The organism is Nocardioides xinjiangensis, assembly GCF_017916385.1.
Classification (GTDB): Bacteria; Actinomycetota; Actinomycetes; order Propionibacteriales; family Nocardioidaceae; genus Nocardioides; species Nocardioides xinjiangensis.
In genome coordinates, this window is record NZ_JAFMSW010000001.1 from 1,592,744 (window position 1) to 1,615,051 (window position 22,308).

Consider the following 22,308-nt stretch of genomic DNA (forward strand, 5'->3'; position numbering starts at 1 on the left):
GTGAGGTCGACCGCCTGGCCCGAGGGGGCCTGGCCCGACGGGCGCTGGCACTACCGCCGGTCCCTGGCGTCGCGGGTCGCCGTGCTGACCACGCTCGCCGTCGGGCTGTCGATCACGATCATGGCGTTCACCGCGTTCGTCGTGATGCGCCAGCAGCTCATGAGCTCGCTCGACCAGTCGCTGCTCAACCGCGCCCACAAGGCCACGGCGATCTCCACCCTGTCGGACCTCACCGTCCAGGGCTTCCCGCCGTGGGTCCTCGGCGCCGCCGACGTCCGCGTCATCTTCGTGACCGCCGACGGCCCCCCGAGCGGCACCGACATCCCGAACTTCCGGCTGGGGCGGCCCGAGTACGACGTCGTGACCGGCCGGCGCGAGTCCGTCGTGCGGACCCTGGTCACCGCGGAGGGCGAGCGGTTCCGGGTCGCCACGGTGCCCGCCGGCAGCGGCCAGGCGCTGGTGCTCGCCCAGCCGCTCGCCGCCAACGACCGGACGCTGGAGAAGCTCGGCGGCGTGCTGTTCGTCTTCGGCGCCCTGGGCGTGCTGGCAGCGCTGCTGGCCGGCTGGCTCGTGGCCCGCAACGGCCTGCGCCCCGTACGGCGCCTCACGTCCGCGGTGGAGCGGATCGCGGTCACCGAGGACCTCACGCCGCTGCGGGTGGAGGGCGACGACGAGGTCGCGCGTCTCGCGACCGCGTTCAACCAGATGCTGCTCGCGCTGGGAGCGTCGCGGGACCGGCAGCGCCGGCTGGTGGCCGACGCGAGCCACGAGCTGCGCACGCCCCTCACGTCGCTGCGCACGAACCTCGACCTGCTCCGGCAGGCCGAGGGCAACGCGGCGCTCCCGCCCCAGGCGCGGCTCGAGCTGCTCGACGACGTGCGCGGCCAGATCGAGGAGCTCAGCGCGCTCGTGGGCGACCTCGTGGAGCTGGCCCGCGACGAGCCGACGAGCCGCGTGGTGACGCAGGTCGACCTCGCCGAGGTCGTCGAGCGGGCGGTGACGCGCGTACGTCGCCGCGCGCACGGCGTCACGTTCGAGGTGTCCCTGGACGAGTGGCCGGTCGTGGGCGACGGCAACAGCTTGGAGCGCGCCGTGACGAACCTGCTCGACAACGCCGCCAAGTGGAGCCCCTCGGAGGGCACCGTCACGGTGCGCCTCGCCGACGGTGTGCTCACCGTCGACGACGAGGGCAGCGGGGTCGCGGAGGCGGACCGGCCGCACGTCTTCGACCGGTTCTACCGCGCCGAGGAGTCACGCGCCATGCCCGGCTCCGGGCTGGGCCTCGCGATCGTGCGGCAGGTGGTGGACCGGCACGGCGGACGCGTCGAGGTGTCGCAGGCACCGGGCGGCGGGGCGCGGTTCTCGCTGTGGATCCCCGCGGCACCCGGGTGAGTGGGCGCTGGTGTCCCGCGCTGGCGCGTCGAGTGGGCGCTGGCGTCCCGCGCTGGCGCGTCGAGTGGGCGCTGGCGTCCCGCGCTGCCGCGTCGAGTGGGCGCTGGCGTCCCGCGCTGCCGCGCCGAGTGGGCGCTTGTGTCCCGATCGGAGCGCATTAGCGCCGACTCGACGGGAACTCCCGGCGCACTAGCGCCGACTCGACGGGAACTCCAGGCGCACCAGCGCCGACTCGACGGGGACTCCCGGCGCACTGGCGCCGACTCGACTCAGTCGAAGACGCGCAGCAGCCGCTCTGCCTTCCACTGCGACTCGGCCCACTCCTCGGCGAGGTCGGACCTCACGGTGATGCCACCGCCGGTGCCGAGCGACCAGGTCCCGCTGCCGTCGGTGGTGAGGGAGCGGATGACGACCCCCAGGTCGGCGGGGCCGTCGCCGCTGATCCAGCCGAAGGCGCCGGCGTACACGCCCCGCGGCGTCGACTCAACCTCCTCGACGACCTGCATGGTGCGCAGCTTGGGCGCACCCGTCATCGAGCCGGCGGGGAACAGCGTCCGCAGCGCCGCGACGGTGCTGACGTCGTCGCGCAGGCGGCCGCGGACGGTCGAGACCAGCTGGTGGACCGACTCGTAGGTCTCGACCTGCATCAGCGCCGGCACCTCCACGCTGCCGACCTCGCAGACCATCGAGAGGTCGTTGCGCAGCAGGTCGACGATCATCAGGTTCTCCGCGCGCGTCTTGGGGTCGCTCGCCAGCCGGTCGCGGTGCGCACGGTCCTCCTCCGGCGACGCGCCGCGCGGGGTCGTGCCCTTGATCGGCTTGGTCTCGAGGTGCCGGTCGGCGCTCACGAGGGCGTACCTCTCCGGCGAGCTGCTGAGCAGCCAGGCGCGCGCGCCCGCGACGTCGTGCTGGAGGAAGCCGGAGTACGGCGCGGGGTTGAGCCGGCGCAGGCGGAGGTACGCCGTCACCGGGTCGAGGTGGGAGGTGCGGGTCAGGCGGTGGGTGAGGTTGACCTCGTAGGAGTTACCGGCGTGGAGGTGCTCCTGCACGCGGGCGAAGGCGTCGGCGTACTCGGCGGGAGGTGCGGACATGGCGGGCGGCGCCGAGGGCCGAGCCTGCGGACTTCCTGGGGTCTGCGTGAACTTCCCTGGGTGTGCAGGCCCCCTGAAGTTCGCAATCCCCCGGGTAAGCGGGGGATCAGGGGAATCGGGGGGATCCTGGGGCGGGCGGGACGGAGCGGCGACCGCGTGCTCGAACACCCGCACGGCCCGGGGCCGCATCCACACCGCGTCGGGCAGCAACGGGTCGGGGGTGGCGGGCAGGTCGGTGCGGGCGGCGTACCCGAGGTAGCCGAACCACTGCTCCCCCGCGCGGATCCGTTCGCCGAGCACCGTGAAGACGTCGTCGCCGACGACCGTCGCGGACCCACGGGCGTGCTCGGTCACCTCGCGGGTCGTCGCGGACCACGACAGCGAGACGTCGTCGGGGTCGAGCCAGCCGATGATCGAGCGCCGGCCCGACCACTCGCGCGCGCCGCCCCCGTCGAGCCAGAAGCAGCGCGCGTGGCGGGCGGCGACGTCGCGGAAGAAGGCGACCGGGTCCGTCACGACAGGAAGTTCCGCACGAGGTCGTCGCCGTGCGACGACAGGACCGACTCGGGGTGGAACTGCACCCCGTGCAGCGGCAGGTCGCGGTGGCGGACGCCCATCACGACGCCGTCCTCGCTCCACGCCGTCGCGACGAGGTCGTCGGGCAGCTCGAGCGCGCCCAGCGAGTGGTAGCGCACCGCCGCGAACCCCTGCGGCAGCCCGGCGAACACCCCGCGGCCGTCGTGGCGCACGGACGCGACCTCCCCGTGCGCCGGGGGCAGCCGCTCCACCGTGCCGCCGTACGCCGCCACCAGGCCCTGCATGCCCAGGCACACGCCGAGCACCGGCCGGGACCCGTCGCGCAGCACCGCGGTGCCGACGGTGAAGTCCGCGGGCGACCCCGGGTGCCCCGGGCCCGGTGACAGCACCACGTGGGAGTGCCGCAGCACGTCGGCGGCCGTCACCTCGTCGTGCTGGACCACCCGCGGCAGCACCCCGGTCACGCGAGCCACCAGGTGCACGAGGTTCCACGTGTAGGAGTCGTGGTGGTCGACCACGATCACGTCCGGCGTCACGCCGCGAGGCTAGTCCTAGCGACGGACTCCGCGACACGCCGCGGACACCGGCTGGTCCCCGCTCTCGCGACAGGTGTCGAAGACGGCGAGCTTCGCCATCAGGGCCGCGACCTCGTCGCGGTGCTTCCTGCTCGCGAAGGTGTTGCGCTCCTCCCACCTGTGGCGCTGGTAGCTGTAGAACTCGTAGCCCCACACCACCTGGTCGCGCCGCGGGTCGAGGTCGAAGCGCGCGAGCAGGCCCGTCCGGCTCCGCACGGCCGTGAACGACGGGATGCGGTCCAGCTCGGAGCCGCTGAACGCCGCGTCGGGGTCACCGCCGGTGAGCGTCTGCTGGGTGTGCTCGAGGAAGGCGTGGGACTGGCGCACCAGCCGGGGGTCGGTCAGCGTCGGCACCAGCGAGAGCCCGCTGCGGTAGGGCACCGGGGCGAGCCCGGCGAGCTCCTCGAAGGTGGGCGCGAGGTCGATGTTGCTGGTGACCTCCTTGCGCGCGCCGGGCACCACCCCGGGGCCGGTGACGAGCAGGGGGACCCGGGCGTCGGTGTCGTACGGCGTGCCCTTGCCGCGGCCCATGCCGTTCTGGCCGAGGTGGAACCCGTTGTCGGAGGTGAGCACGACGTAGGTGTCGGGACCCACGCCGCGGAGGATCCGCTGCACCAGGCGGTCGGCCGAACGTGCCATCCGGGCGCGGTCGCGCAGGTCGCGCACCGCGAGCGGCGCGGCGAGCGTGCGCACCGTGTTCCACGCCCGCGCCGGCCTGCCGTCGGCCAGGCGCGGCCGGTTGTCCTTGCGGGCGTCGCGGAAGCCGGGCAGGTCGTCGACGGTGAGCTTGCGGCAGGCGACGCGCCCGCAGCCGCGCCGCCCGGTGCGGTCCCGGAACATCGGGGGGAAGAGCGGGTCGCCGGCGTAGTGCGGCTGCGGGTTGGTGCGGTTGTGCGGGGCGTAGAGCGCCACCTCGAGGAAGTACGGGGCGTCCGAGGCCTCCCGGTCGGCGATGAGGTCCATGGCCAGGTCGCCGATGACCGCACCGGCGTACGCCTTGTCCTTGGCACGGTCGCTCGCGCTCGCCGGCGGCGCCGGGTGCTGCACCAGCTGGAGCCGCTGGTCGCGCAGGGTGGTGCTCGCGAAGTCCCAGCCGTCGTAGGCCGACCCGAACACCGTGTTGAACGTCGTCCAGCCCGGCACGACCGGCGGCAGCGCCCGGCCGGGCTGCCACTCGTACTCGTTGAGGAACTTGCCGACGAACGCCGTGTGGTAGCCGGCCTGCTGCAGCCGCACGTTGAAGGCGCGCTCGGGGTTGCCGTGGGTGTCGTAGGCGGGCCAGCCGCCGAGCATCGCCGAGCCGCCGTGCGAGGTGTTGGTGCGCACCCCGGTCTGGTGCGGGTACTGCCCGGTGAAGAAGCTCGACCGCGACACGCAGCACAGCGAGTCGGTGACGAAGGAGTACGGATAGCTGGCTCCGCTCCTGCGCATCGTCTGCACCGACCGCATCGTCTGCACGAGGTCCATCGAGAAGTCGTCGAGCATCACCACGACGATGTTGGGCCGCTCGGCCGGCGCCGCGGCGGCCCGCAGGTCCGCGACCGTCGACACGGCCCTCGCCGCGGCCGGCGGGTCCCCGCCACCCGGCCGTGGCGGTCCGTCGCCCGCCGCCGTTCCTGCGCCCGTGCCCGCGCCGCCGGCGCCACAGGCCATCAGGGCCAGCAGGCAGACGCCGGCCCATGCTCCCTTGAAGTTCCGCACTGCTCCCCCGGTCGTGTCGAGCTGGCTACCAAGGGTGACGCGGTGCGCCCCGGTTCGGTTGCCTCCCCCGCTGGAATGGACGTCCAGCCTGCGGCTCGAGGTCAGTGTGCACGATCAGGTGAGCAGGTCGCGCACCGCCTCGTGGAGCAGGTCGTAGCCGTGCTCGGTGAGGATCGACTCGGCATGGAACTGGATGCCGCGGTAGTGCGGGCCGACGACCGCATGGATGTCGCCGGTCGCCTCGTCGGCCTCCACGCGTACGCCGTCGGGCAGCGCGACGCCGTCGGGCACCCGGCCCACGAAGGTGTTGTAGAAGCCGACCCGCTCGGTGCGGCCGTCGATGCGCACCGGCGACTGCGTCCCCTGGAAGACCACGTCCTTGTAGCCGAGCTCGAGCCCGAGCCGGTCGCAGAGGGTCTGGTGCCCCAGGCAGACCGCGAGGAACGGCCGGGCCGACGCCAGCAGGTCGTCGACGGCCCGCCGGAACGCCGCGATCTTGGGGTGGTCGCCCTCCCGCGGGTCGCCGGGTCCGGGGCCGACGACCACCAGGTCGGCGCCGTCGAAGGCGTCCGGGGCGTAGTCCTCGTGGCGCAGCACGCGGGAGGTCATCCCGAAGACCCCGAACACGTGGACGAGCATGTTCACGAAGTCGTCCTCGCCGTGCAGGATCACCACCTCGCGGCCCGCCAGCCCGGGGTCCGCGGGCTCGCCGGCCTGGTCGGTCAGCCAGAAGCGCGACAGCCGCTGGTTGCGCGACCCCAGTGCCAGCACCACGTCCTCGTCCCGTGCGAGCTCGGCGATGTCCGTGCCGTCGGAGGACGCCGCCGGCGCGAGGCCGAAGGCGCTGAGGATCCCGCCTGCCTTCGCCCGGGTCTCCGCCACCTCGTACGCCGCGTCGGAGTCACGCACCAGCGTCGCTCCGGCGGTCACCTTGAGCTCGCCCGCGGGGGAGACGTCGGCGGTGCGGATGAGGATCGGGCTGTCCATGGTGGGCGTGCCGTCGGGTGCGCGCCCGAAGAGCGCGAGGGCGGCGCCGTAGTAGCCGCGGCCCTCGGGCTCGTAGTCGGCGATCAGCCGGCAGGCGTTCTCGACCGGCGCACCGGTCACCGTCGCGGCGAACATCGTGTCGCGCAGGATCTCGCGGTGGTCGCGGTCCGAGCGGCCGGCGAGGAGGTACTCGGTGTGGATGAGGTGGGTCATCGGCTTGAGGAACGGGCCGAGCACCTGCCCGCCCTCCTGGCAGATGTCGCACATCATCTTGAGCTCCTCGTCGACGACCATGAAGAGCTCGAAGATCTCCTTCTCGTCGGCCAGGAACTCCAGGAGGCGGTCCTTGAGTCCGTCGCCGTGCCCGGCCACGCGGAACGTCCCCGAGATCGGGTTCATGCGCACGTCGCCGGAGCGCACCGACACGTGCCGCTCCGGGCTCGCGCCGATGAGGAAGCGCTCGCCGGTGTAGAAGCAGAAGGTCCAGTACGCCCCCCGCTCCCGCTCGAGCAGCCGACGCAGCACCGTGAGGGCCTTCGTGGCGTCCCAGTCGGCGACGACGGCACGGTAGTGCCGGCCGATGACGAGGTTCGCGCCCTCGCCCTGCCCGATCTCGTCGCGGATGATCGCCTCGACGACGTCGCCGTAGTCGTCGTCGCTGGTCGCGAACCCGCCGCGGTCCGCGAACTCCACGGGGACGTCCGGCAGCGCGGCGAGCAGGTCGTCGACCGAGACCTCGTGCTCGGCCTCGATGTCGACCACCGTCAGCGGTGTCCCGTCGTCGATGGCCGCGAAGCCCCGCTCGCGGACCTGGCGGAACGGGACGGCCACGAGCCGGTCGGCGCTGCGACCGGGGTCGGGGACCCCGGTCTCGAGCGGGATGTCGAGGAGCGAGGCCACCTCGTGCGGCGTGCCGCCGACGATCCCCGCGGTCGGTGCGGCCTTGCGGCGGATGACCGCCCACGCGCCGTACCCCTGGGCCTGCTCCAGGAGGTCGCGGACGGTTGGGGTCTGGGCCATGCGCAGCACCCTACGGCGGTGGGGTCGACGCTCCGGCGGGCGTCTCAGCCCGGGTCAGCCCAGCTGGGTGGCGATCCACTCCTGCAGTCCGGCGACGCCCTCGCGGAGGCTGACCCGCGGCTGCCAGTCGAGCTTGCGCAGCGTGACCTCGACGTCGCACGACGCGTGACGGACGTCGCCGTCGCGGCACTGGCCGGTGACGTGCGGCTCCGGCGCCGAGTGGTAGGCCGCGATCTCGCGCGCCAGGTCACCGATGGTCGTGCGCACCCCGCTGCCGACGTCGACGGTGCGGACGTGGTCGGCGGGCTTGTGGGCCATGGCCGCGGCGATTGCGCCGACCACGTCGTCGACGTGGACGAAGTCGCGGGTGATCTCGCCGTCCTCGTAGAGCGGGATGGACCGCCCCTCGCGGGCCAGCCGGGAGAACAGCGACACGATGCCGGTGTAGGGATTGGACAGCGACTGGCGCGGGCCGTAGACGTTCTGCAGGCGCAGGATCGACAACCGGGTGTCGTGCGAGCCGGTCCACGCCGAGAGGATGTGCTCCTGCGCGAGCTTGGTCGCGCCGTAGACGTTGACGGGGTTCGGATGGGTGCCGGCGACGGTGTTCGGCACGTTGGCGGCGCCGTCGCCGTGGTCTCACCTCCCCGCCTCGAGCTGGACGTGGGTGCGCAGGCCGGGCTGGAACGTCGAGCCGTCGATGTTGCGCCACACGCCCTCGCCGTAGACGGCGCGCGAGCTGGTGAGCACGACGTGGCTCGGCACGTGGCCGGCGCGGGTGAGCGAGTCCAGCAGCTGGGTGATGCCGACGACGTTGACCATGCCGTGGCGGGTGCTCTCGGAGAGCGACTGCGCGGTGCCCGTCTCCGCCGCGAGGTGGACGACGGTGTCGGGCCGCAGGTCGGCCACGACGGCGTCGAGGTCGTCGGCGCTCGTCACGTCGCCGACCCGCAGGTCGACCGACTCCGGCAGTCTTACCGGTCCCGACCGCTCCACGTCTACGGGTGCTTCACCTCGACGCTGACCCAGTCCACGAGCATGCTGTGGCGCTCTCCGCCGGGCAGGGCGTGCTGGGGCTCGACGTCCTTGTTCGACAGCCGCAGGTGGAAGGGCACCGTGTCGCTGGGCACGCGCCGGGGGTCGGGGGTGGAGGTGACGCTGTAGAGCCGCTGGCCCCCGCCGTCCGCGGCCGAGTACTGCACCGTGTCGGCGCCGATGGTGAACTCGGCGGCGTACTGCCAGTAGGCGTTCCAGGGCTCCGCCCCGGCGGGGAAGGCGTGCGACACCGGCCACAGCTCGGCCGGCATGCCCGAGACCTCACAGGCCTCCGTGCCGACGCCGACCATCTCGTCGTAGCAGATGTGCGAGCCGACCTGGGCGCCCGTCGGCTTGAGGGGTCCGTAGCTCTCGATCACGTCGATCTCCCGTGGCTCCGCGCCGTTGGGGTGCTGCAGCCATAAGGCGGCGTAGTTGGTGCCGGTGTCGGGCATCATGAGACTGACGGTCGCCCGTACGCGGGTCCCGACCGGCAGCGTCCACCCCTCGTGGGTGCGCACCTGCGAGAGGTGGCCGACGTCGAGCTGGCCCTGACCGGTCTGGGCAGCGCCGTTGAACCCCACCATGCTGTGCCACTGCTCCGGCGAGGCGCCGGCCGGTCCGTCGAAGCCGTCGAAGAACACCCGCTCCCAGAGTCGGGGCGACGCGGGGTCGGCGCCGCGGGAGTCACCGCGCGGAGGAGCCGAGACGTCGGGTCCGGTCCCGATCCCCGAGGCGGGCGCGACGACCAACGCCACCGCCAGGAGCAACGCCCACACGAGCAGGGCCGGCCGTCCCACGTCCGGACGGCGTAGGCGGTGCATCAGCCTCCCCAGCTGTCGGCACGAGCGGGTCCTGCGTCGGTCGCCGCCCATCGTACGAGGCGGGCGCACGGCCCCGAGCCGGCACGCTCCCCGCCCACGGGTGCAGGCCTCAGCCGACGGTGGTCAGCAGCTGCGTCGCGCGGGTCAGGACGACGTAGAGGGTGGCGCGGCCGGTCGCCGACTCGTCCTCGATCTCCTGCGGGGACACCACGACGATGCCGTCGAACTCCAGGCCCTTGGTGTCGAGGCCGGTCAGCACGACGACGCGGTCCTCGCCGCTCGGGGTCACCCGCGAGTCGACGGCGGCGCGCGCACCGGGCGCGTCCTCGGCGAGCTCGGGCCACGAGGCGAGCCAGGCGTTGACCTCCGAGCGCCGGGCGACGGGCACCACGATGCCGACGGTGCCCTCGACCCGGCCGGCGATCGTCGTGACGGCCTCGCGCACGGCGGCCTCGAGGTCGTCGACGGGACCGACGACCGTCGGCTCCTCGCCGGTGCGGCGTACGGCGTCGGGCAGGTCGGCGTCGAGGCCGACGCGCTGGGCGTAGTCGGCCGCGAAGGCGTAGATCTCCGCGGAGTTGCGGTAGTTGGTGGACAGGTGGAACTCGTGGAGCTCCTTGCCCTCCAGCGCCTCCGCGCGCGCGGCCGCGGCCTCGGGGGCGTCGGGCCACGACGACTGCGCCGGGTCGCCGACGATCGTCCAGCTCGCGGTGCGGCCGCGACGGCCGACCATCCGCCACTGCATGGGCGTGAGGTCCTGCGCCTCGTCGATGAGGACGTGGGCGTAGCCGTCGTCCTCGATGCGGTGCGTCGGCGGTGCCCACTGGCGCCCGCCCGGCGCGTAGTCACGCTCGGAGACGGTCGTGATCTCCTGCAGGTCGATGCCGCCCTCGAGCAGTCCGGTCTCGTCGAGGTCGCGCTCGTCGTCGGTGCGCTGCGGGACGTCGCCGAGGGCGTAGCGCAGCTCGTCGAGCAGCGGCACGTCCTCGATGGACAGGTCCGCCGCGTCCCACGACTTCAGAAGCAGCAGCTGCTCCTCGCGGGTCACCACGCCCTCGCCGACGCGAGCCAGGAACTCGGGGTCGCGCAGCCAGCGGAACACGGTCGGGGCGTCGAGCGGCGGCCACCAGGCACTGGCGAACTCGACGAACCCCTCGTGGCCGAGCATGTCGTCGTCGAAGGCCTCGCGGCCCCGCTCCCGGCCGCGCTCGCCGGTGACCTGGCGCCACATGGCGTCGAGGAGGGTGCGGGCCACCCGCGGCAGCTGGCGGTTGCGCCGGCCCTGGGACAGGAGCTGGCGCCGCAGCCGGCCGAGCAGCCCCGGGTCGAGCACGATCGTCTCGTCGCGCCAGTAGATGCGGAAGCTGGTGGGGGCGCCGGGGGCGTGCTGGCGAGCGGTGCGCCGCATCAGCTCGGCCATCGTGGTGGCGCCCTTGACGTCGGCGACCGCCGGCTCGTCGTGGCGGGTCGCGCGGACACCGCCCACGACCTCGCCGAGCGAGCGCAGCGCGACGGCGGTCTCGCCCAGGCTGGGCAGCACCCGTTCGATGTAGCGCATGAAGACGCCGCTGGGTCCGACGACCAGCACGCCGCCACCCTCGTAGCGCCGGCGGTCGGAGTAGAGGAGGAAGGCCGCCCGGTGCAGCGCCACCACGGTCTTGCCGGTGCCCGGTCCGCCCGAGATCGACACGACACCCTTGCCAGGGGCCCGGATCGCCTTGTCCTGCTCGGCCTGGATCGTCGCGACGATCGAGTGCATGGAGCGGTCGCGGGCCCGCGAGAGCTGCGCCATCAGCGCACCCTCGCCGACGATCGGCAGGTCGGTCTCGACCTGGTCGTCGAGCAGCTCGTCCTCGACCCCGATGACCGTGCGGTGCTGCGAGCGCAGCACGCGACGACGCACGACGCCCGACGGGCTGGCGGCCGTCGCCTGGTAGAAGACCCCGGCGGCCGGCGCGCGCCAGTCGATGAGCAGGACGTCGCGGTCCTCGTTGCGCACGCCGATGCGGCCGATGTAGCGCGGCTGCGGGTCGATCGAGGGGTCGAGGTCCAGGCGGCCGAACACCAGCCCCTCGTGGGCGGCGTCGAGCTGGGCGATGCGCTTGGCGGCCTGGAAGACCATGGCGTCGCGCTCGACGAGGCCCCCCTCGTGCTCGAGCTTGCCGCGGCTGTGGCCCTCCGCGGCCAGCGCCCGCGCGCTGCGCGTCGACGCCTCGAGCTGGACGTAGACCTCGTCGACGTACTGCTGCTCCGCCGCGATCTCCCGCGCCTCGAGCTCCTCGCTCACACCTGCTCCTCATCCCCCGTGCACCCGGTGCCCACCTCCCGCGGGCAGACCGACAAGCGTACCGGCGGGCACCCACGACCGCCGACTTACCGGCATTCCGTGGCCCCGATCCGTGCGCCGTCACCGAGCCGGCGTGGCCCTGTCGTGCTTCGGTGCCGGGTCCGCCTCGGATGGGGCCCTTCAGGCGCCCAGCAGGAGGGCACCGAGCGCGCAGACGGCGGCCCCGGCCGTCCGGACGCGGTCGGCGCGCACCAGCCGCAGCACGAGCGCCGGTCGCTCCTCGGGCGGGGCGGACGCCAGGCGCCGGTGGGCGGGTGCGGCGACGAGCGCCGTGGTCCCCGCCGCCACCGCGGCACCGAGCAGCGCCATCCACGTGCCCGCCTCGAGCGGTCCGGCCACGGCCGTCCAGCCGAGCAGCCCCACCAGCGCCGGGTAGAGCACTGCGACCACGGGCGTGATGCGCCGCGAGTGCCGCGCGTGGGCCTCGGCCCACCGGTCGTCGGGCACCTCGGCGAGCGCGGGGTAGACGACCAGGTCGACGGTCACCTGGAAGCCGAGGTGCACGCCCGCGACGAGCAGCAGCCACGGCCCGGGATCGGACAGGTCCACGGCTGCTCCTCTCCTCCCGACGACCCGGCCGACGCAGCCGGACTACCGTGCCAGGAACGCGGTCATCGCCTGACGGGCCTCCTCGGAGGCGAAGAGGCGCGCGCTGGTCGCGGCCATCTCCTCGCCCAGCTCGTCGATCCGGGCGACGAGGTCGCGGTTGAGGATCCGCTTCGACTCGCGCAGGCCCTGGGCCGTGCCGGTCGCCAGGCTCGCGCACACCGCCGCCACCTCGTCGTCGAGGGCGTCAGCCGGCACCGCCCTCGTCACCAGTCCGTACGCCGCCGCCTCGGCGCCGCTGAACACCTCCCCGCCCAGGGTGGCGAGGGCGGCGGCCCGGGGGGTCATCCGGTGGTGGACGGTCAGGCTGATGATCGCCGCCGCGAGGCCGAGCTTGACCTCGGTGAGGGCGAAGGTGGCGTCGTCGGCGCTGATCGCGACGTCGGCGGCCGCGACGATCCCGATGCCCCCGGCCCGCACCGCCCCGAGGTTCTTGGTGACGACCGGCTTGTCCAGGGTCGCGATCAGCCGCTGCAGGTCGACGATGCGGCGGGCACCGACCTCCATGCCCTCCGTGGACGCCTCGGTGAGGTCGGCGCCGGAGCAGAAGACCTTGGCCGAGCTCTCGATCAGCACCACGCGCACCTCGTCGTCGGCCCCGGCACGCTCGAGGTGGGCGAGCAGCCCGCTCACCAGCCGGCGGCTCAGCGCGTTGCGGTTGGCCGGGCTGTCGAGGGTGATCGTCGCGACGGCGTCCGCCACCGCGTAGCGGACCAGCTCTGAGGGGGCGTCGGTCATGGCGGCCATCCTGCCGCACCGCGGCGGCACGCCCGCGACCCATCTCCCGCGCCCGCCGCTCCGAACACCGCGCATGGACACCCCCGACGCGCGGTCCCGGTCACGCACGCTCCGCCACGCGGCGTACGGCGTGCTGGCCACCCTCGTGGGCCTCGCCGCCGCGCACCTCGTGGCCGCGGTGACCGTGCCCGCCGCCTCGCCGGTGCTCGCGGTCGGGTCGACGGTCATCGACCTCACCATGACGCCGCTCAAGGAGTGGGCGATCCGGCAGTTCGGCACCGCCGACAAGCTGGTGCTCGTCGGCTCGGTGACGCTCGTCGTGCTGGTCCTCGCCGCGCTCGCCGGCGTCGTCGCGGCGCGGCTCGAGACAGTGGGGCTGCTCCTCCTCGTGGGCCTCGCCGGCGTCGCCGGCGTGCTCGCCGTCCTGCGGCCCGGCGCCGGGCCGCTGGACCTCGTACCCGCCCTGGTCGCCGCGGCCGTCGGCGCCACGTCCCTGTGGTGGCTGCACCGTGTGGACGACCGGGGCGCTGGGGAGCCGTCGCCCGGGGTCGACGGTCCGAGTCGGCGCGGGGTCGTGCTGGCGTCCGGCGGCCTCGCCGCGGCCGCGGTGGCCATGGGGGCGCTCGGCCGGTGGGTGACGTCGTACCGCCTCGGCGGCACCGACGTCGCGCTGCCGGCCGCCACCGACCCCGCGTCGTCCTTCCCCACCGGCCTCGAGGAGCGGTACGCCGGCATCACGCCGCTGCGCACCCCCACCGCGAAGTTCTACCGGGTCGACACCCGGCTCACCGTGCCGGCCGTCGACGTCGACTCGTGGACCCTCACCGTCGACGGCGACGTCGAGCGCGAGGTCACCCTCACCTTCGACGACCTCGCCGGCATGCGCACGATCGAGCGCGACATCACCCTCACCTGCGTCTCCAACGAGGTCGGCGGGCCGTACGTCGGCGGCGCGCGCTGGCTCGGCGTACCGCTCGCCGACGTGCTGGACCGGGCCGGCATCGGCGCCACGGCGGCCGATCAGGTGCTGTCCACCGACGTGGACGGGATGACGATCTCGACGCCGCTCGCCGTGGCCCTCGACGGCCGCGACGCGATGATCGCGATCGGGATGAACGGCGGGCCCCTGCCCCGCGAGCACGGGTTCCCGGCGCGGATGGTGGTGCCCGGCCTCTACGGCTTCGTCAGCGCGTGCAAGTGGATCAGCCGGATGACGCTCACGACGTACGACGCCGAGCAGGCGTACTGGACCGAGCGGGACTGGGCGACCGACGCCCCGATCAAGATCTCCAGCCGGATCGACACGCCGAAGCCGCTGTCGAGGACCGCGGCCGGGAAGGTCGTCATCGGCGGGATCGCCTGGGCGCAGGGCGTGGGCATCGACACGGTCGAGGTGCGTGTCGACGGCGAGGCCTGGCGGCCCGCGCGGCTCGGCCCGCAGGTGAACGACGACTACTGGCGGCAGTGGTACCTCGAGTGGGACGCCGAGCCCGGCCAGCACTTCATCGCCTGCCGGGCGACCAACAAGGACGGCGACGTGCAGTCGGACGTGCGGATGACGCCGTTCCCCGAGGGGTCGAGCGGCCTGCAGGAGATCTCCGTCTCCATCACCTGACCGGCTTCCCCCATGAACCTGCACGTGCCGTCGAGGTTCTCGTCGAGATTTCCGAGGAATCGACCCATCCGCCGACCGACCGGCGCCGAACACCTCCCGACAGCAGGCCCCCACGGCCTACCGATCCCCCCGACCGAAAGGCACACGCCATGAACACGCTCCGCACCCGCACCCTGGGCATCGCCGCCCTCGCGCTGACCGCCTCCATGAGCCTGGCTGCCTGCAGCAGCGAGGAGGACGCCTCGTCCGCCACCGACACGACCAGCTCCGAGACGTCCGAGACCACGGAGTCCGAGACCCCGACGGAGTCGGAGTCGCCGATGGAGTCCGAGGAGCCGATGGCCGCCGACGCGCCGTTCGGTCCCGGCTGCGCCGGTGTCCCCACCTCCGGCGAGGGCTCGGTCGAGGGGATGGCCGACGACCCGGTCGCCACCGCCGCGTCCAACAACCCCCTCCTCAAGACGCTGGTCGCCGCCGTGACCGAGGCCGGTCTGGTCGACACCCTGAACTCGGCGGAGAACCTCACCGTCTTCGCGCCGACCGACGACGCGTTCGCCCAGATCCCGAAGAAGGACCTCAAGGCGCTGCTGGCCGACAAGGAGGCGCTGACCACCGTCCTGACGCACCACGTCGTGGGCGAGCGCCTCAGCCCCGAGGACGTCGCGGGCGAGCACGAGACGCTCGCCGGCGACATGATCACCGTCGAGGGCTCCGGGGAGGACTTCACCGCCGAGGGCGCCGCGGTGGTCTGCGGCAACGTGCAGACCGCCAACGCCACCGTGTACGTCATCGACTCGGTGATGATGCCGCAGATGTGAGCGTGCACCGGCGAGCACTGCGAGGATGACTGACGTGGACCACGTGAGGCCCGTACCGGACGGGACGCCCCAGGGCGTCCCGTCCGCGGGCGACGCCGCCCGGCTCGCCGACCTGCTGCACCGCGCAGGACTCGGCGACGAAGCCGCCTTCGCCGAGTTCTACGACGCCACCTCGGCGCGGGCGTACGGCCTCGCGCTGCGGGTGGTGCGCAACCCGGCGCACGCCGAGGAGGTCGCCCAGGAGGCCTACCTCGACGCGTGGCGCTCCAGCACCAGGTACGACCGCTCGAAGGGCAGCGCCGCCGGGTGGCTGCTCACGATCGTCCACCGCAAGGCGGTCGACCGGGTCCGGTCGGTGGAGGCGGCGACCGCGCGCGACGAGACCTGGAACCGCGAGACCGCACCCACCGAGCACGACCAGACCGCCGAGGAGGCACACGCCTCGCTGGACGCCGCGCGCGTCCGCAGCGCGGTCGCCACCCTGACCGACGTCCAGCGCCGGGCCGTCGAGCTCACCTACTTCGGCGGCTACACCCACACCGAGGTGGCCACCCTGCTCGACGTCCCGTTGGGCACGGCGAAGACACGAATACGCGACGGACTGATCCGCCTGCGAGACCTGATGGGAGTTGCGTCATGAGCGAGCGCATGAGTGACCTGCACAAGCTCACGGGCGCCTACGCCCTGGACGCCCTCGACGACCTCGAGCGCGCCCGGTTCGAGCAGCACCTGGCCGGGTGCGACGACTGCCGTGCCGAGGTCGCCGAGCTGCGGGAGACCGCGGCCCTGCTCGCCGGCTCCGTCGCCACGCCGGCGCCCGCGTCGCTGCGCGACTCCGTGCTGGCCGGCATCTCCCAGGTGCGGCCCCTGCCGCCCGAGGTGCCGGAGCAGGCACCCGGCTCGACGCACCGGGGCCGGCGATGGATGCCCTTTCTGGTCGCGGCGGCGCTCGCGCTCGTTCTCGGCGTCGGCGCGGCGCTGACCCGCCCCTGGGTGAGCGACGACGCTCCGCGGCTCACCGTCGCCGAGCAGGTGCTGCAGGCTCCCGACGCCCAGGAGGTCTCCGTCGACCTCGGGGAGGCCGGGCGCGCGACCGTCGTGCGGTCGAGGTCGGAGGACCGTGCGGTCATCGTCACCGAGGACATGGTGGCGGCGCCCGACGGCAAGGACTACGAGCTCTGGCTGCAGACTCCCGACGAGGAGATGGTCCCGGCCGGCCTGATGCCCGACGACCCCGACCAGACCGTCGTCCTCGACGGGTCCGCCGCCGAGGCGATCGCGGTCGGCATCACCGTCGAGCCGGACGGCGGCTCCGAGCAGCCGACCAGCGACCCGATCGCGCTGTTCGACCTCACCGAGGGCGTCTGACCGGCACGCGCCGGGGGCAGCCTGTCGGTGGGGACCGACCGCGGGTGACAATGCGCGGGTGGCTGGGGAGGGCGGCCTCGACCGGGCGGTCGAGGCCCTGCGGGACGGGGACGAGGCGGCTTTCCGCCTGGTCTACCGCCACGTGCAGCCCCCGCTGCTGCGCTACCTGACCGTCCTGGTCGGCCCGGACGATGCGGAGGACGTCGCCAGCGAGGCGTGGGCGCAGGCGGTCCGCGACCTCGACCGCTTCCGCGGCGACATCGACGGGTTCCGCGGCTGGATGACCACGATCGGCCGCCACCGGGCGCTCGACCACCTGCGCCACGGCCGCCGCCGACCGGTGTCCGAGCGCCCCGTCGACGAACTGGTCGACCTGCCCGACGTCACCGACGTGGAGGGCGACACCCTCGCGCGGGTGGGGTCGGAGGTGGCGCTGGAGCTCATCCGCTCGCTGCCGCGGGATCAGGCCGAGGCGATCATGCTGCGCACCGTGCTCGGCTTCGACGCGCCCACCACTGCGCGCATCCTGGGGAAGCGACCGGGCGCCGTGCGTGCGGCGTCGCACCGAGGCCTGAAGCAGCTGGCGAAGAAGCTGGCGCCGGAGGCGTAACACCCGTGATGACCGAGACGCTGAAAGGAGTGAGATGACCACTCCCGACCCTCGCCTGTCCCGCCGCGAAGCCGAGCGCCTGCTCGACGCCCCGGAGGAGCACGGCAGCGCCCTCGGGGCGGCTCTCGGCGCCGCCCGCGGCCCGGGCACCCCGCGGGAGCTCGCGGGCGAGGAGGCCGCCCTCGGCGCCTTCCGCGCGGCGCGAGCGACCCCCTCGGCCGCCGCTCCGGCCGCTGCTCCGGCCGCACCGGCCCCACGCCGGCGGGCAGCCTCGCGCGCGGTCGTCGCCACCGGGGCCGTCGTCGCCCTCGTCTCGGGAGGCCTGGCGCTGGCGGACGTCGCCGACGTCCCGCTGCTGCCGGGGCCGTTCGAGCGCACGTCGGAGTCGGCCTCGGAGCCCCCCTCCCGCTCGACGTCCGGCTCGGCGTCGGGCTCGACGCCGGGCTCGACGTCCGGCTCGACCTCAGGGCCCGGTGACGGGACGAGCGAGCCCTCGACCGGTGGCCCGACGAGCGGGTCGTCCTCACCGGGCGCTCCCGACGGCTCGTCCAGCCCGACCCGGCCGGGATCGCCCAGCGGCTCCGACCCCGGCTCCCCCTCGTCGCCGTCCTCCCCCACGGCGTCCTCCCCGACCTCGCCCGCACCCACCTCGTCCACGCCGTCCTCCCCCACCTCGCCCTCCCCGGCACCCGACCTGCGCGGGCTCTGCCGCGCCTACCAGGCCAGCCAGCGCGGCGGCGCCCCCCTCGACAGCGCCGCGTTCCGGACGCTCGCGGCCGCGGCCGGAGGCGCCGGGCGGGTCGCCGACTACTGCGTCGCCCTGATCGGCGAGCCGGACCGCGACAAGCCCGGCAAGCCCGCCAAGCCCGAGCCCGATCCGGACAGGACCGGTCAGTCGGGCCAGCAGAGCCAACCGGGCCAGCAGACCCCGTCCGGCCAGCAGACTTCGTCCGGCCAGCAGGGCCCGTCCGGCCAGCAGACCCCGTCCGGCCAGCAAAGCCAGCAGAGCCAGCCGAGCCAGCCCGCTCACGTGGGACAGCCCGCCCGGGACGGCGACCTCTAGACGTCGGGCCATCCGGACGTCACGTCATCCGGGCGGCGCGGTCGTCGGTGTGTCGTAGGTTCGTCCCATGGGGCGGTCGCTGTCGCAGCAGGAGGACACCAACCGCCGCATGCTGCGCGCCCGCGACGAGATGGACCGGCGCTACGCCGAGCCCCTCGACGTACCGACGCTCGCCGCGATCGCCCACCTCTCCGCGTCGCAGTTCGGCCGGGTGTTCAAGGACGTCTACGGCGAGACGCCGCACCGCTACCTGCAGCGTCGCCGTGTCGAGCGGGCCATGACCCTGCTGCGGCAGACCGACCGTCCCGTCACCGAGGTGGCCTGGGACGTCGGCTTCGCCAGCCTCGGCACGTTCAGCCGCACGTTCAGCAACATCGTCGGCTGCTCACCCACCGAGTTCCGCGCCCAGCACGCGCCGGTCGCGGTGCCGTCGTGCTTCATCGCCGCGTGGACCCGGCCGCGCGAGCACCCCGCGCCCACGGCGCCGCCCCGGACAGCGGTTTCGGAGAAGCGGGAGGAGGTCGACGCTGGCTAGCGTCCTCGTCATGACCACCAACCACATCACCAGCCTCCACCTCCGCAGCGTCCCGGTCCTCGACCAGGACGAGGCGCTCGACTTCTACACCACCCACCTGGGCTTCGAGGTCCGCGACGACATCGACCTCGGCTTCATGCGCTGGCTCACCGTCGGCGTGCCCGGCCAGGACACCGCGCTCCTTCTCGAGCTCGTCGGCGGGCCGCAGCACGACGAGTCCACGGCGAAGCAGGTGCGCGAGCTGGTCACCAAGGGTGCGCTGGGCGGGCTGTTCCTCATCAGCGACGACGTGCAGGCGACGTACGCCGCGCTGCGCGACGCCGGTGTCGAGATCACCCAGGAGCCGGTCGAGCAGCCCTACGGCACCGACTTCGGCATCCGCGACCCCTTCGGCAACCACGTCCGCATCAACCAGCCGAGCGGCGCTGCGGCGGGCGACGTGCAGGACGCCTACGACGCGGCGGGGGCCAGGTGAGCTACCCGCCGCCGATCTACCACGGCGACTCCGGGGAGGTCTCCGCCCGCGTGACGCCGGCGGACGTCGAGCCGGCGGTCGTCTACCCCAACGGCAACAAGGTGTTCTACCTCGCGCAGGGCACCGAGACCGCGGGGACGTTCGGCCTCTACCGCTGGGAGTTCGCCGGTCCGGCCAGCGGTCCAGGAGCCCACTTCCACCGGACGATCACCGAGTCGTTCTACGTCCTCGAGGGCACCGTGACCATCTTCGACGGCGGGGACTGGGTGAAGTGCCACGCCGGCGACTTCGCCCACGTCCCCGCCGGGGGGATCCACGGGTTCCGCAACGAGGACGGCGCCGCCACGATGCTCCTGCACTTCGCCCCGGGCGCGCCGCGTGAGGCCTACTTCGAGGGGCTCGCGGCGGGCATGGGCAACCTCGACGGCGACGCCTACGACCGCTTCATGCGCGGGCACGACAACACCTGGGTGTGATGGCCGTGGACCCGGTGTCGGCTGCCTTCGACGCGACTCCGCGGCGGGACTTCCTCCCGCCCGGGTTGCGCCGACGGGCGGCGTACGACGGCCCGTTGGAGATCGCGGCCGGGCAGACCAGCTCCCAGCCCCGCACCGTCGAGGACATGCTGCGGCTGCTCGACGTGCGGCCGGGGCAGCGAGTGCTCGACGTGGGCGCCGGGTCGGGCTGGACCACCGCGCTCCTCGCGCACCTCGTCGGGCCCACCGGCTCCGTGCTGGGGCTGGAGCTCGAGGAGGAGCTGGTGGCCTTCGGCGGCGCGAACCTCGCGCGCGCCGACCGGCCGTGGGCGGCCATCCGGCCGGCGGACCCGGGGGTGCTCGGCGACCCCGCCGGCGCGCCGTACGACCGGATCCTCGTCTCGGCAATGGCCGACGAGCTGCCCGCCGCGCTGGTGGCGCAGCTCGCCGACGACGGCGTGCTGGTGGTTCCCGTGGCCGGCACGATGCTGCGGGTCGCGAACCCCGGCCCGGTCGTCACCGAGCACGGGCGCTACCGGTTCGTGCCGCTGCGCTGAGCGCCGCTCAGGCGCCCGGGCGCTGCACCTGCGCGGCGAGGTGGGCGGGCGCCTGGATGCAGTAGGAGTCGGTGAGCAGCTCGGCGAGCTCGTCCCAGTCGGTGTCGTCGTCGAGGAGCATCCCGATCGCGTTGCCGCCCCACCCGGAGCGGAAGTAGGGCTCGCCCAGGTGCTCGAAGGCCGCGACCTCGTCGGGCTCGCCGCGGAACGTGATGCGGAACAGCTGGTCCTCGCCGCCGAAGACGTGCGCCACGGTCGCGCCCCCGACCCGCCACCGGGTGCCCGTCCAGGCCTGCTCCTGCGTGCAGCGAGGCAGCCGGCCGAGGATGGCGTCGATGCGCAGCACCCACTCCTCGGGCACGAGCGGACGGTCGGCGAGGGCCACGCGGCGATCCTGCCACCGGGCGCCGACAGTCGCCGCCGTCCCCTCGTCCGCCGCTGCGGTCCCGGCTTCGGCCGCTGCGTCATACGAACCCGCGGCTATACGTTCCGATCGGCATGACGCAGCCCGCTCACGGCCCCCTCTTCCGCCGCTACGTCATACGAACCCGCGCCTATACGTTCCGATCGGCATGACGCAGCACCGGGCTCACGCCGCCGGCGGGCTTGTCGGGCATCGACCCACGAGGGGACGTCACGCCTCCACCACCGCCTTCATCCGCGCCAGCGTCGTGCGCATGCCGCGCTGGTTGGTACGCCGCCGCAGTGGCCCGAGGACCAGCCAGTAGAGCCGCGTCGGAAGGTTCGGGTCGAGACGGAAGTACTCCGTCACCAGGGTGCCGCCGTCCTGCGGTTCGAGGCGGTAGCCCCAGTTGTTGACCGTGACGGCGTCGGTCCCGACGGAGAACTCGAAGACGCGCTCGGGCTCACACCGCGTGACCCGGCAGCCCGACCAGTAGGTCGGCCCGACGCCGTTGCGCTTGACGTGGCCCTTGAAGTACGCGCCCACCTCGGGCCCGGTCGATCCCCGCGTCCACCGCGCCTCGAACGTCTCCGGGCTGAACTCGCCGATGCGCGTGACGTCGCTGACGAGGTCCCACACCTCGGCCGGCGAGGCGTCCATCCAGAGGGAGACCTCGTCACCGAGCGACGGAAGCGTGATCACCCTCGTCCCCCATGTGACCGCTGGCTCGACGTCGCCCGGGCGTCCGCAGGCCGGCAGGGGCGTCCGCGCCGCGCGACCACGCGCTCCGCGACGGGGCGACGAGGTCGACGGGGAGCTGCTCGACCGGCGCGTCGAGGCCGTGCGCCCGCAAGGACCAGGTGTACGGATGCGCCCACAGGGGGCGCCGGGGCGGACTCGGGTGCCGGGGTCACCGCGCCAGCCTGACGGCGTACGGACGAAAGTCAAGCCTGACCCCTCCTCGGACGGCTGGGTTTGCGGGGCTCGACGCGGGGCAGGTAGGGCTCGACCGCCCGACCCACGCCTCCCGAGGAGACCGCATGTCCCAGCCCGGTGACCACCAGCAGCAGCCCTACGGCCAGCCGACCGCCCCGTACGGCCAGCCGCCCGCCGGTGGCTCGTACGGCGGCGGAGGTTCGTACGGCGGGGGCGGCTCCTACGGGGGCGGCGGCTCGTACGGCGGGGGCTCCTACGGTGGCGGCCCGGTGGGCAACCAGCTCGCCGGCAAGGGGTTCGTTGGCGCGCTGTTCGACCTGAGCTTCACGACGTTCGTGACCCCGATGATCATCAAGGTCGTCTACGTGATCGGGCTCGTGCTGATCGGCCTGGCCACGCTGTTCTTCGCGTTCAGCGGCTTCGCCGGCGACAACGCGGCGCTCGGGATCGTCACGCTCGTCGTCAGCCCGCTGGTCGGCCTCCTCTACCTCTGCTTCTTCCGGATGATGTGCGAGTTCTACCTCGCCGTCACGAGGATGAGCGAGGACATCAACCGGCGCCTGCCCCGCGTCTGAGCCGGCTGCCGCCGCGACCTCCTG

22 protein-coding genes and 1 pseudogene are annotated in these 22,308 nt (G+C 73.7%); 12 read left to right on the forward strand and 11 right to left on the reverse strand.

The features are described from left to right. Entirely contained in the window at window positions 1-1,392 is a 1,392-nt protein-coding gene (locus J3P32_RS07570; RefSeq protein WP_307861614.1) for a HAMP domain-containing sensor histidine kinase, read from the forward strand. A gap of 269 nt (window positions 1,393-1,661) precedes the next feature. Here J3P32_RS07570 and J3P32_RS18445 read toward each other — a convergent pair whose 3' ends face one another. The 9 genes and pseudogenes from J3P32_RS18445 to J3P32_RS07620 form a co-directional block, all read right to left on the reverse strand. Further along, window positions 1,662-2,999 (reverse strand): anthranilate synthase component I family protein, encoded by a 1,338-nt coding sequence (locus tag J3P32_RS18445; RefSeq protein WP_210439207.1) that lies wholly within the window; start codon window positions 2,997-2,999, stop codon window positions 1,662-1,664. Next, the gene (locus J3P32_RS07580) at window positions 2,996-3,556 is read right to left on the reverse strand and encodes an anthranilate synthase component II (protein WP_210439208.1); all 561 of its coding nucleotides are present in this window, start codon (window positions 3,554-3,556) and stop codon (window positions 2,996-2,998) included. Before J3P32_RS07580 ends, J3P32_RS18445 begins: the two co-directional genes overlap by 4 nt. 15 nt (window positions 3,557-3,571) lie before the next feature. Continuing rightward, window positions 3,572-5,146 carry a sulfatase-like hydrolase/transferase gene (locus tag J3P32_RS07585; RefSeq protein ID WP_210439209.1) on the reverse strand — a complete coding sequence of 525 codons (1,575 nt, stop codon included), beginning with the start codon at window positions 5,144-5,146 and terminating at the stop codon, window positions 3,572-3,574. Window positions 5,147-5,410: 264 nt separating this feature from the next. Further along, window positions 5,411-7,303, reverse strand: a complete 1,893-nt coding sequence (locus J3P32_RS07590; RefSeq protein WP_210439210.1) for an anthranilate synthase family protein — start codon at window positions 7,301-7,303, stop codon at window positions 5,411-5,413. A 54-nt stretch (window positions 7,304-7,357) separates the two neighbouring features. Then, window positions 7,358-8,299, reverse strand: a pseudogene (locus tag J3P32_RS17765) (NAD-dependent epimerase/dehydratase family protein). A 2-nt stretch (window positions 8,300-8,301) separates the two neighbouring features. Then, window positions 8,302-9,138, reverse strand: a complete 837-nt coding sequence (locus J3P32_RS07605; protein WP_210439213.1) for a hypothetical protein — start codon at window positions 9,136-9,138, stop codon at window positions 8,302-8,304. 133 nt (window positions 9,139-9,271) lie between these two features. Next, the gene (locus J3P32_RS07610; RefSeq protein WP_210439214.1) at window positions 9,272-11,449 is read right to left on the reverse strand and encodes a HelD family protein; all 2,178 of its coding nucleotides are present in this window, start codon (window positions 11,447-11,449) and stop codon (window positions 9,272-9,274) included. A gap of 180 nt (window positions 11,450-11,629) precedes the next feature. Beyond that, a complete protein-coding gene (locus tag J3P32_RS07615) occupies window positions 11,630-12,058 on the reverse strand; it encodes a hypothetical protein (RefSeq protein ID WP_307861615.1) in 429 nt (142 codons plus the stop codon). Between the two features lie 42 nt (window positions 12,059-12,100). Then, on the reverse strand, window positions 12,101-12,853 hold the full coding sequence (locus J3P32_RS07620) for an enoyl-CoA hydratase-related protein (RefSeq protein ID WP_307861616.1): 753 nt from the start codon (window positions 12,851-12,853) through the stop codon (window positions 12,101-12,103). Between the two features lie 73 nt (window positions 12,854-12,926). On the opposite strand from J3P32_RS07620, the gene J3P32_RS07625 reads away from it, so the two are divergent. The 10 genes from J3P32_RS07625 to J3P32_RS07670 all read left to right on the forward strand — a co-directional run bounded on the left by J3P32_RS07625 (window position 12,927) and on the right by J3P32_RS07670 (window position 20,370). Further along, a complete protein-coding gene (locus J3P32_RS07625; protein WP_210439216.1) occupies window positions 12,927-14,468 on the forward strand; it encodes a molybdopterin-dependent oxidoreductase in 1,542 nt (513 codons plus the stop codon). A 149-nt stretch (window positions 14,469-14,617) separates the two neighbouring features. Beyond that, entirely contained in the window at window positions 14,618-15,286 is a 669-nt protein-coding gene (locus J3P32_RS07630) for a fasciclin domain-containing protein (protein ID WP_210439217.1), read from the forward strand. Window positions 15,287-15,311: 25 nt separating this feature from the next. Beyond that, on the forward strand, window positions 15,312-15,926 hold the full coding sequence (gene sigK, locus J3P32_RS07635; RefSeq protein ID WP_210439218.1) for an ECF RNA polymerase sigma factor SigK: 615 nt from the start codon (window positions 15,312-15,314) through the stop codon (window positions 15,924-15,926). After that, window positions 15,923-16,654 (forward strand): anti-sigma factor, encoded by a 732-nt coding sequence (locus tag J3P32_RS07640; RefSeq protein ID WP_210439219.1) that lies wholly within the window; start codon window positions 15,923-15,925, stop codon window positions 16,652-16,654. Before sigK ends, J3P32_RS07640 begins: the two co-directional genes overlap by 4 nt. Window positions 16,655-16,712: 58 nt before the next feature. Beyond that, window positions 16,713-17,264, forward strand: a complete 552-nt coding sequence (locus J3P32_RS07645) for an RNA polymerase sigma factor (protein ID WP_210439220.1) — start codon at window positions 16,713-16,715, stop codon at window positions 17,262-17,264. A 34-nt stretch (window positions 17,265-17,298) separates the two neighbouring features. After that, complete coding sequence (locus J3P32_RS07650; protein WP_210439221.1) at window positions 17,299-18,327, forward strand: hypothetical protein; 1,029 nt, start codon at window positions 17,299-17,301, stop codon at window positions 18,325-18,327. 67 nt (window positions 18,328-18,394) lie between these two features. Beyond that, window positions 18,395-18,862 carry a helix-turn-helix domain-containing protein gene (locus J3P32_RS07655; protein ID WP_246849968.1) on the forward strand — a complete coding sequence of 156 codons (468 nt, stop codon included), beginning with the start codon at window positions 18,395-18,397 and terminating at the stop codon, window positions 18,860-18,862. 10 nt (window positions 18,863-18,872) lie between these two features. Then, window positions 18,873-19,337 (forward strand): VOC family protein, encoded by a 465-nt coding sequence (locus J3P32_RS07660; protein WP_210439222.1) that lies wholly within the window; start codon window positions 18,873-18,875, stop codon window positions 19,335-19,337. Then, entirely contained in the window at window positions 19,334-19,813 is a 480-nt protein-coding gene (locus tag J3P32_RS18450) for a cupin domain-containing protein (RefSeq protein ID WP_210439223.1), read from the forward strand. The genes J3P32_RS07660 and J3P32_RS18450 overlap by 4 nt, the downstream gene beginning before the upstream one ends. After that, window positions 19,813-20,370, forward strand: a complete 558-nt coding sequence (locus J3P32_RS07670; RefSeq protein ID WP_210439224.1) for a protein-L-isoaspartate O-methyltransferase family protein — start codon at window positions 19,813-19,815, stop codon at window positions 20,368-20,370. Before J3P32_RS18450 ends, J3P32_RS07670 begins: the two co-directional genes overlap by 1 nt. Before the next feature lie 7 nt (window positions 20,371-20,377). Here the strand turns inward: J3P32_RS07670 and J3P32_RS07675 are convergent, their stop codons facing one another. Continuing rightward, window positions 20,378-20,755, reverse strand: a complete 378-nt coding sequence (locus J3P32_RS07675; RefSeq protein ID WP_307861617.1) for an MmcQ/YjbR family DNA-binding protein — start codon at window positions 20,753-20,755, stop codon at window positions 20,378-20,380. 249 nt (window positions 20,756-21,004) lie between these two features. Beyond that, entirely contained in the window at window positions 21,005-21,475 is a 471-nt protein-coding gene (locus J3P32_RS07680) for an SRPBCC family protein (RefSeq protein ID WP_307861618.1), read from the reverse strand. Between the two features lie 338 nt (window positions 21,476-21,813). Here J3P32_RS07680 and J3P32_RS07685 point away from each other — a divergent pair, with 338 nt between their 5' ends. Beyond that, window positions 21,814-22,284, forward strand: coding sequence for a DUF4282 domain-containing protein (locus J3P32_RS07685; protein WP_210439225.1), 471 nt, complete (start codon window positions 21,814-21,816; stop codon window positions 22,282-22,284). Window positions 22,285-22,308: the final 24 nt, after the last annotated feature.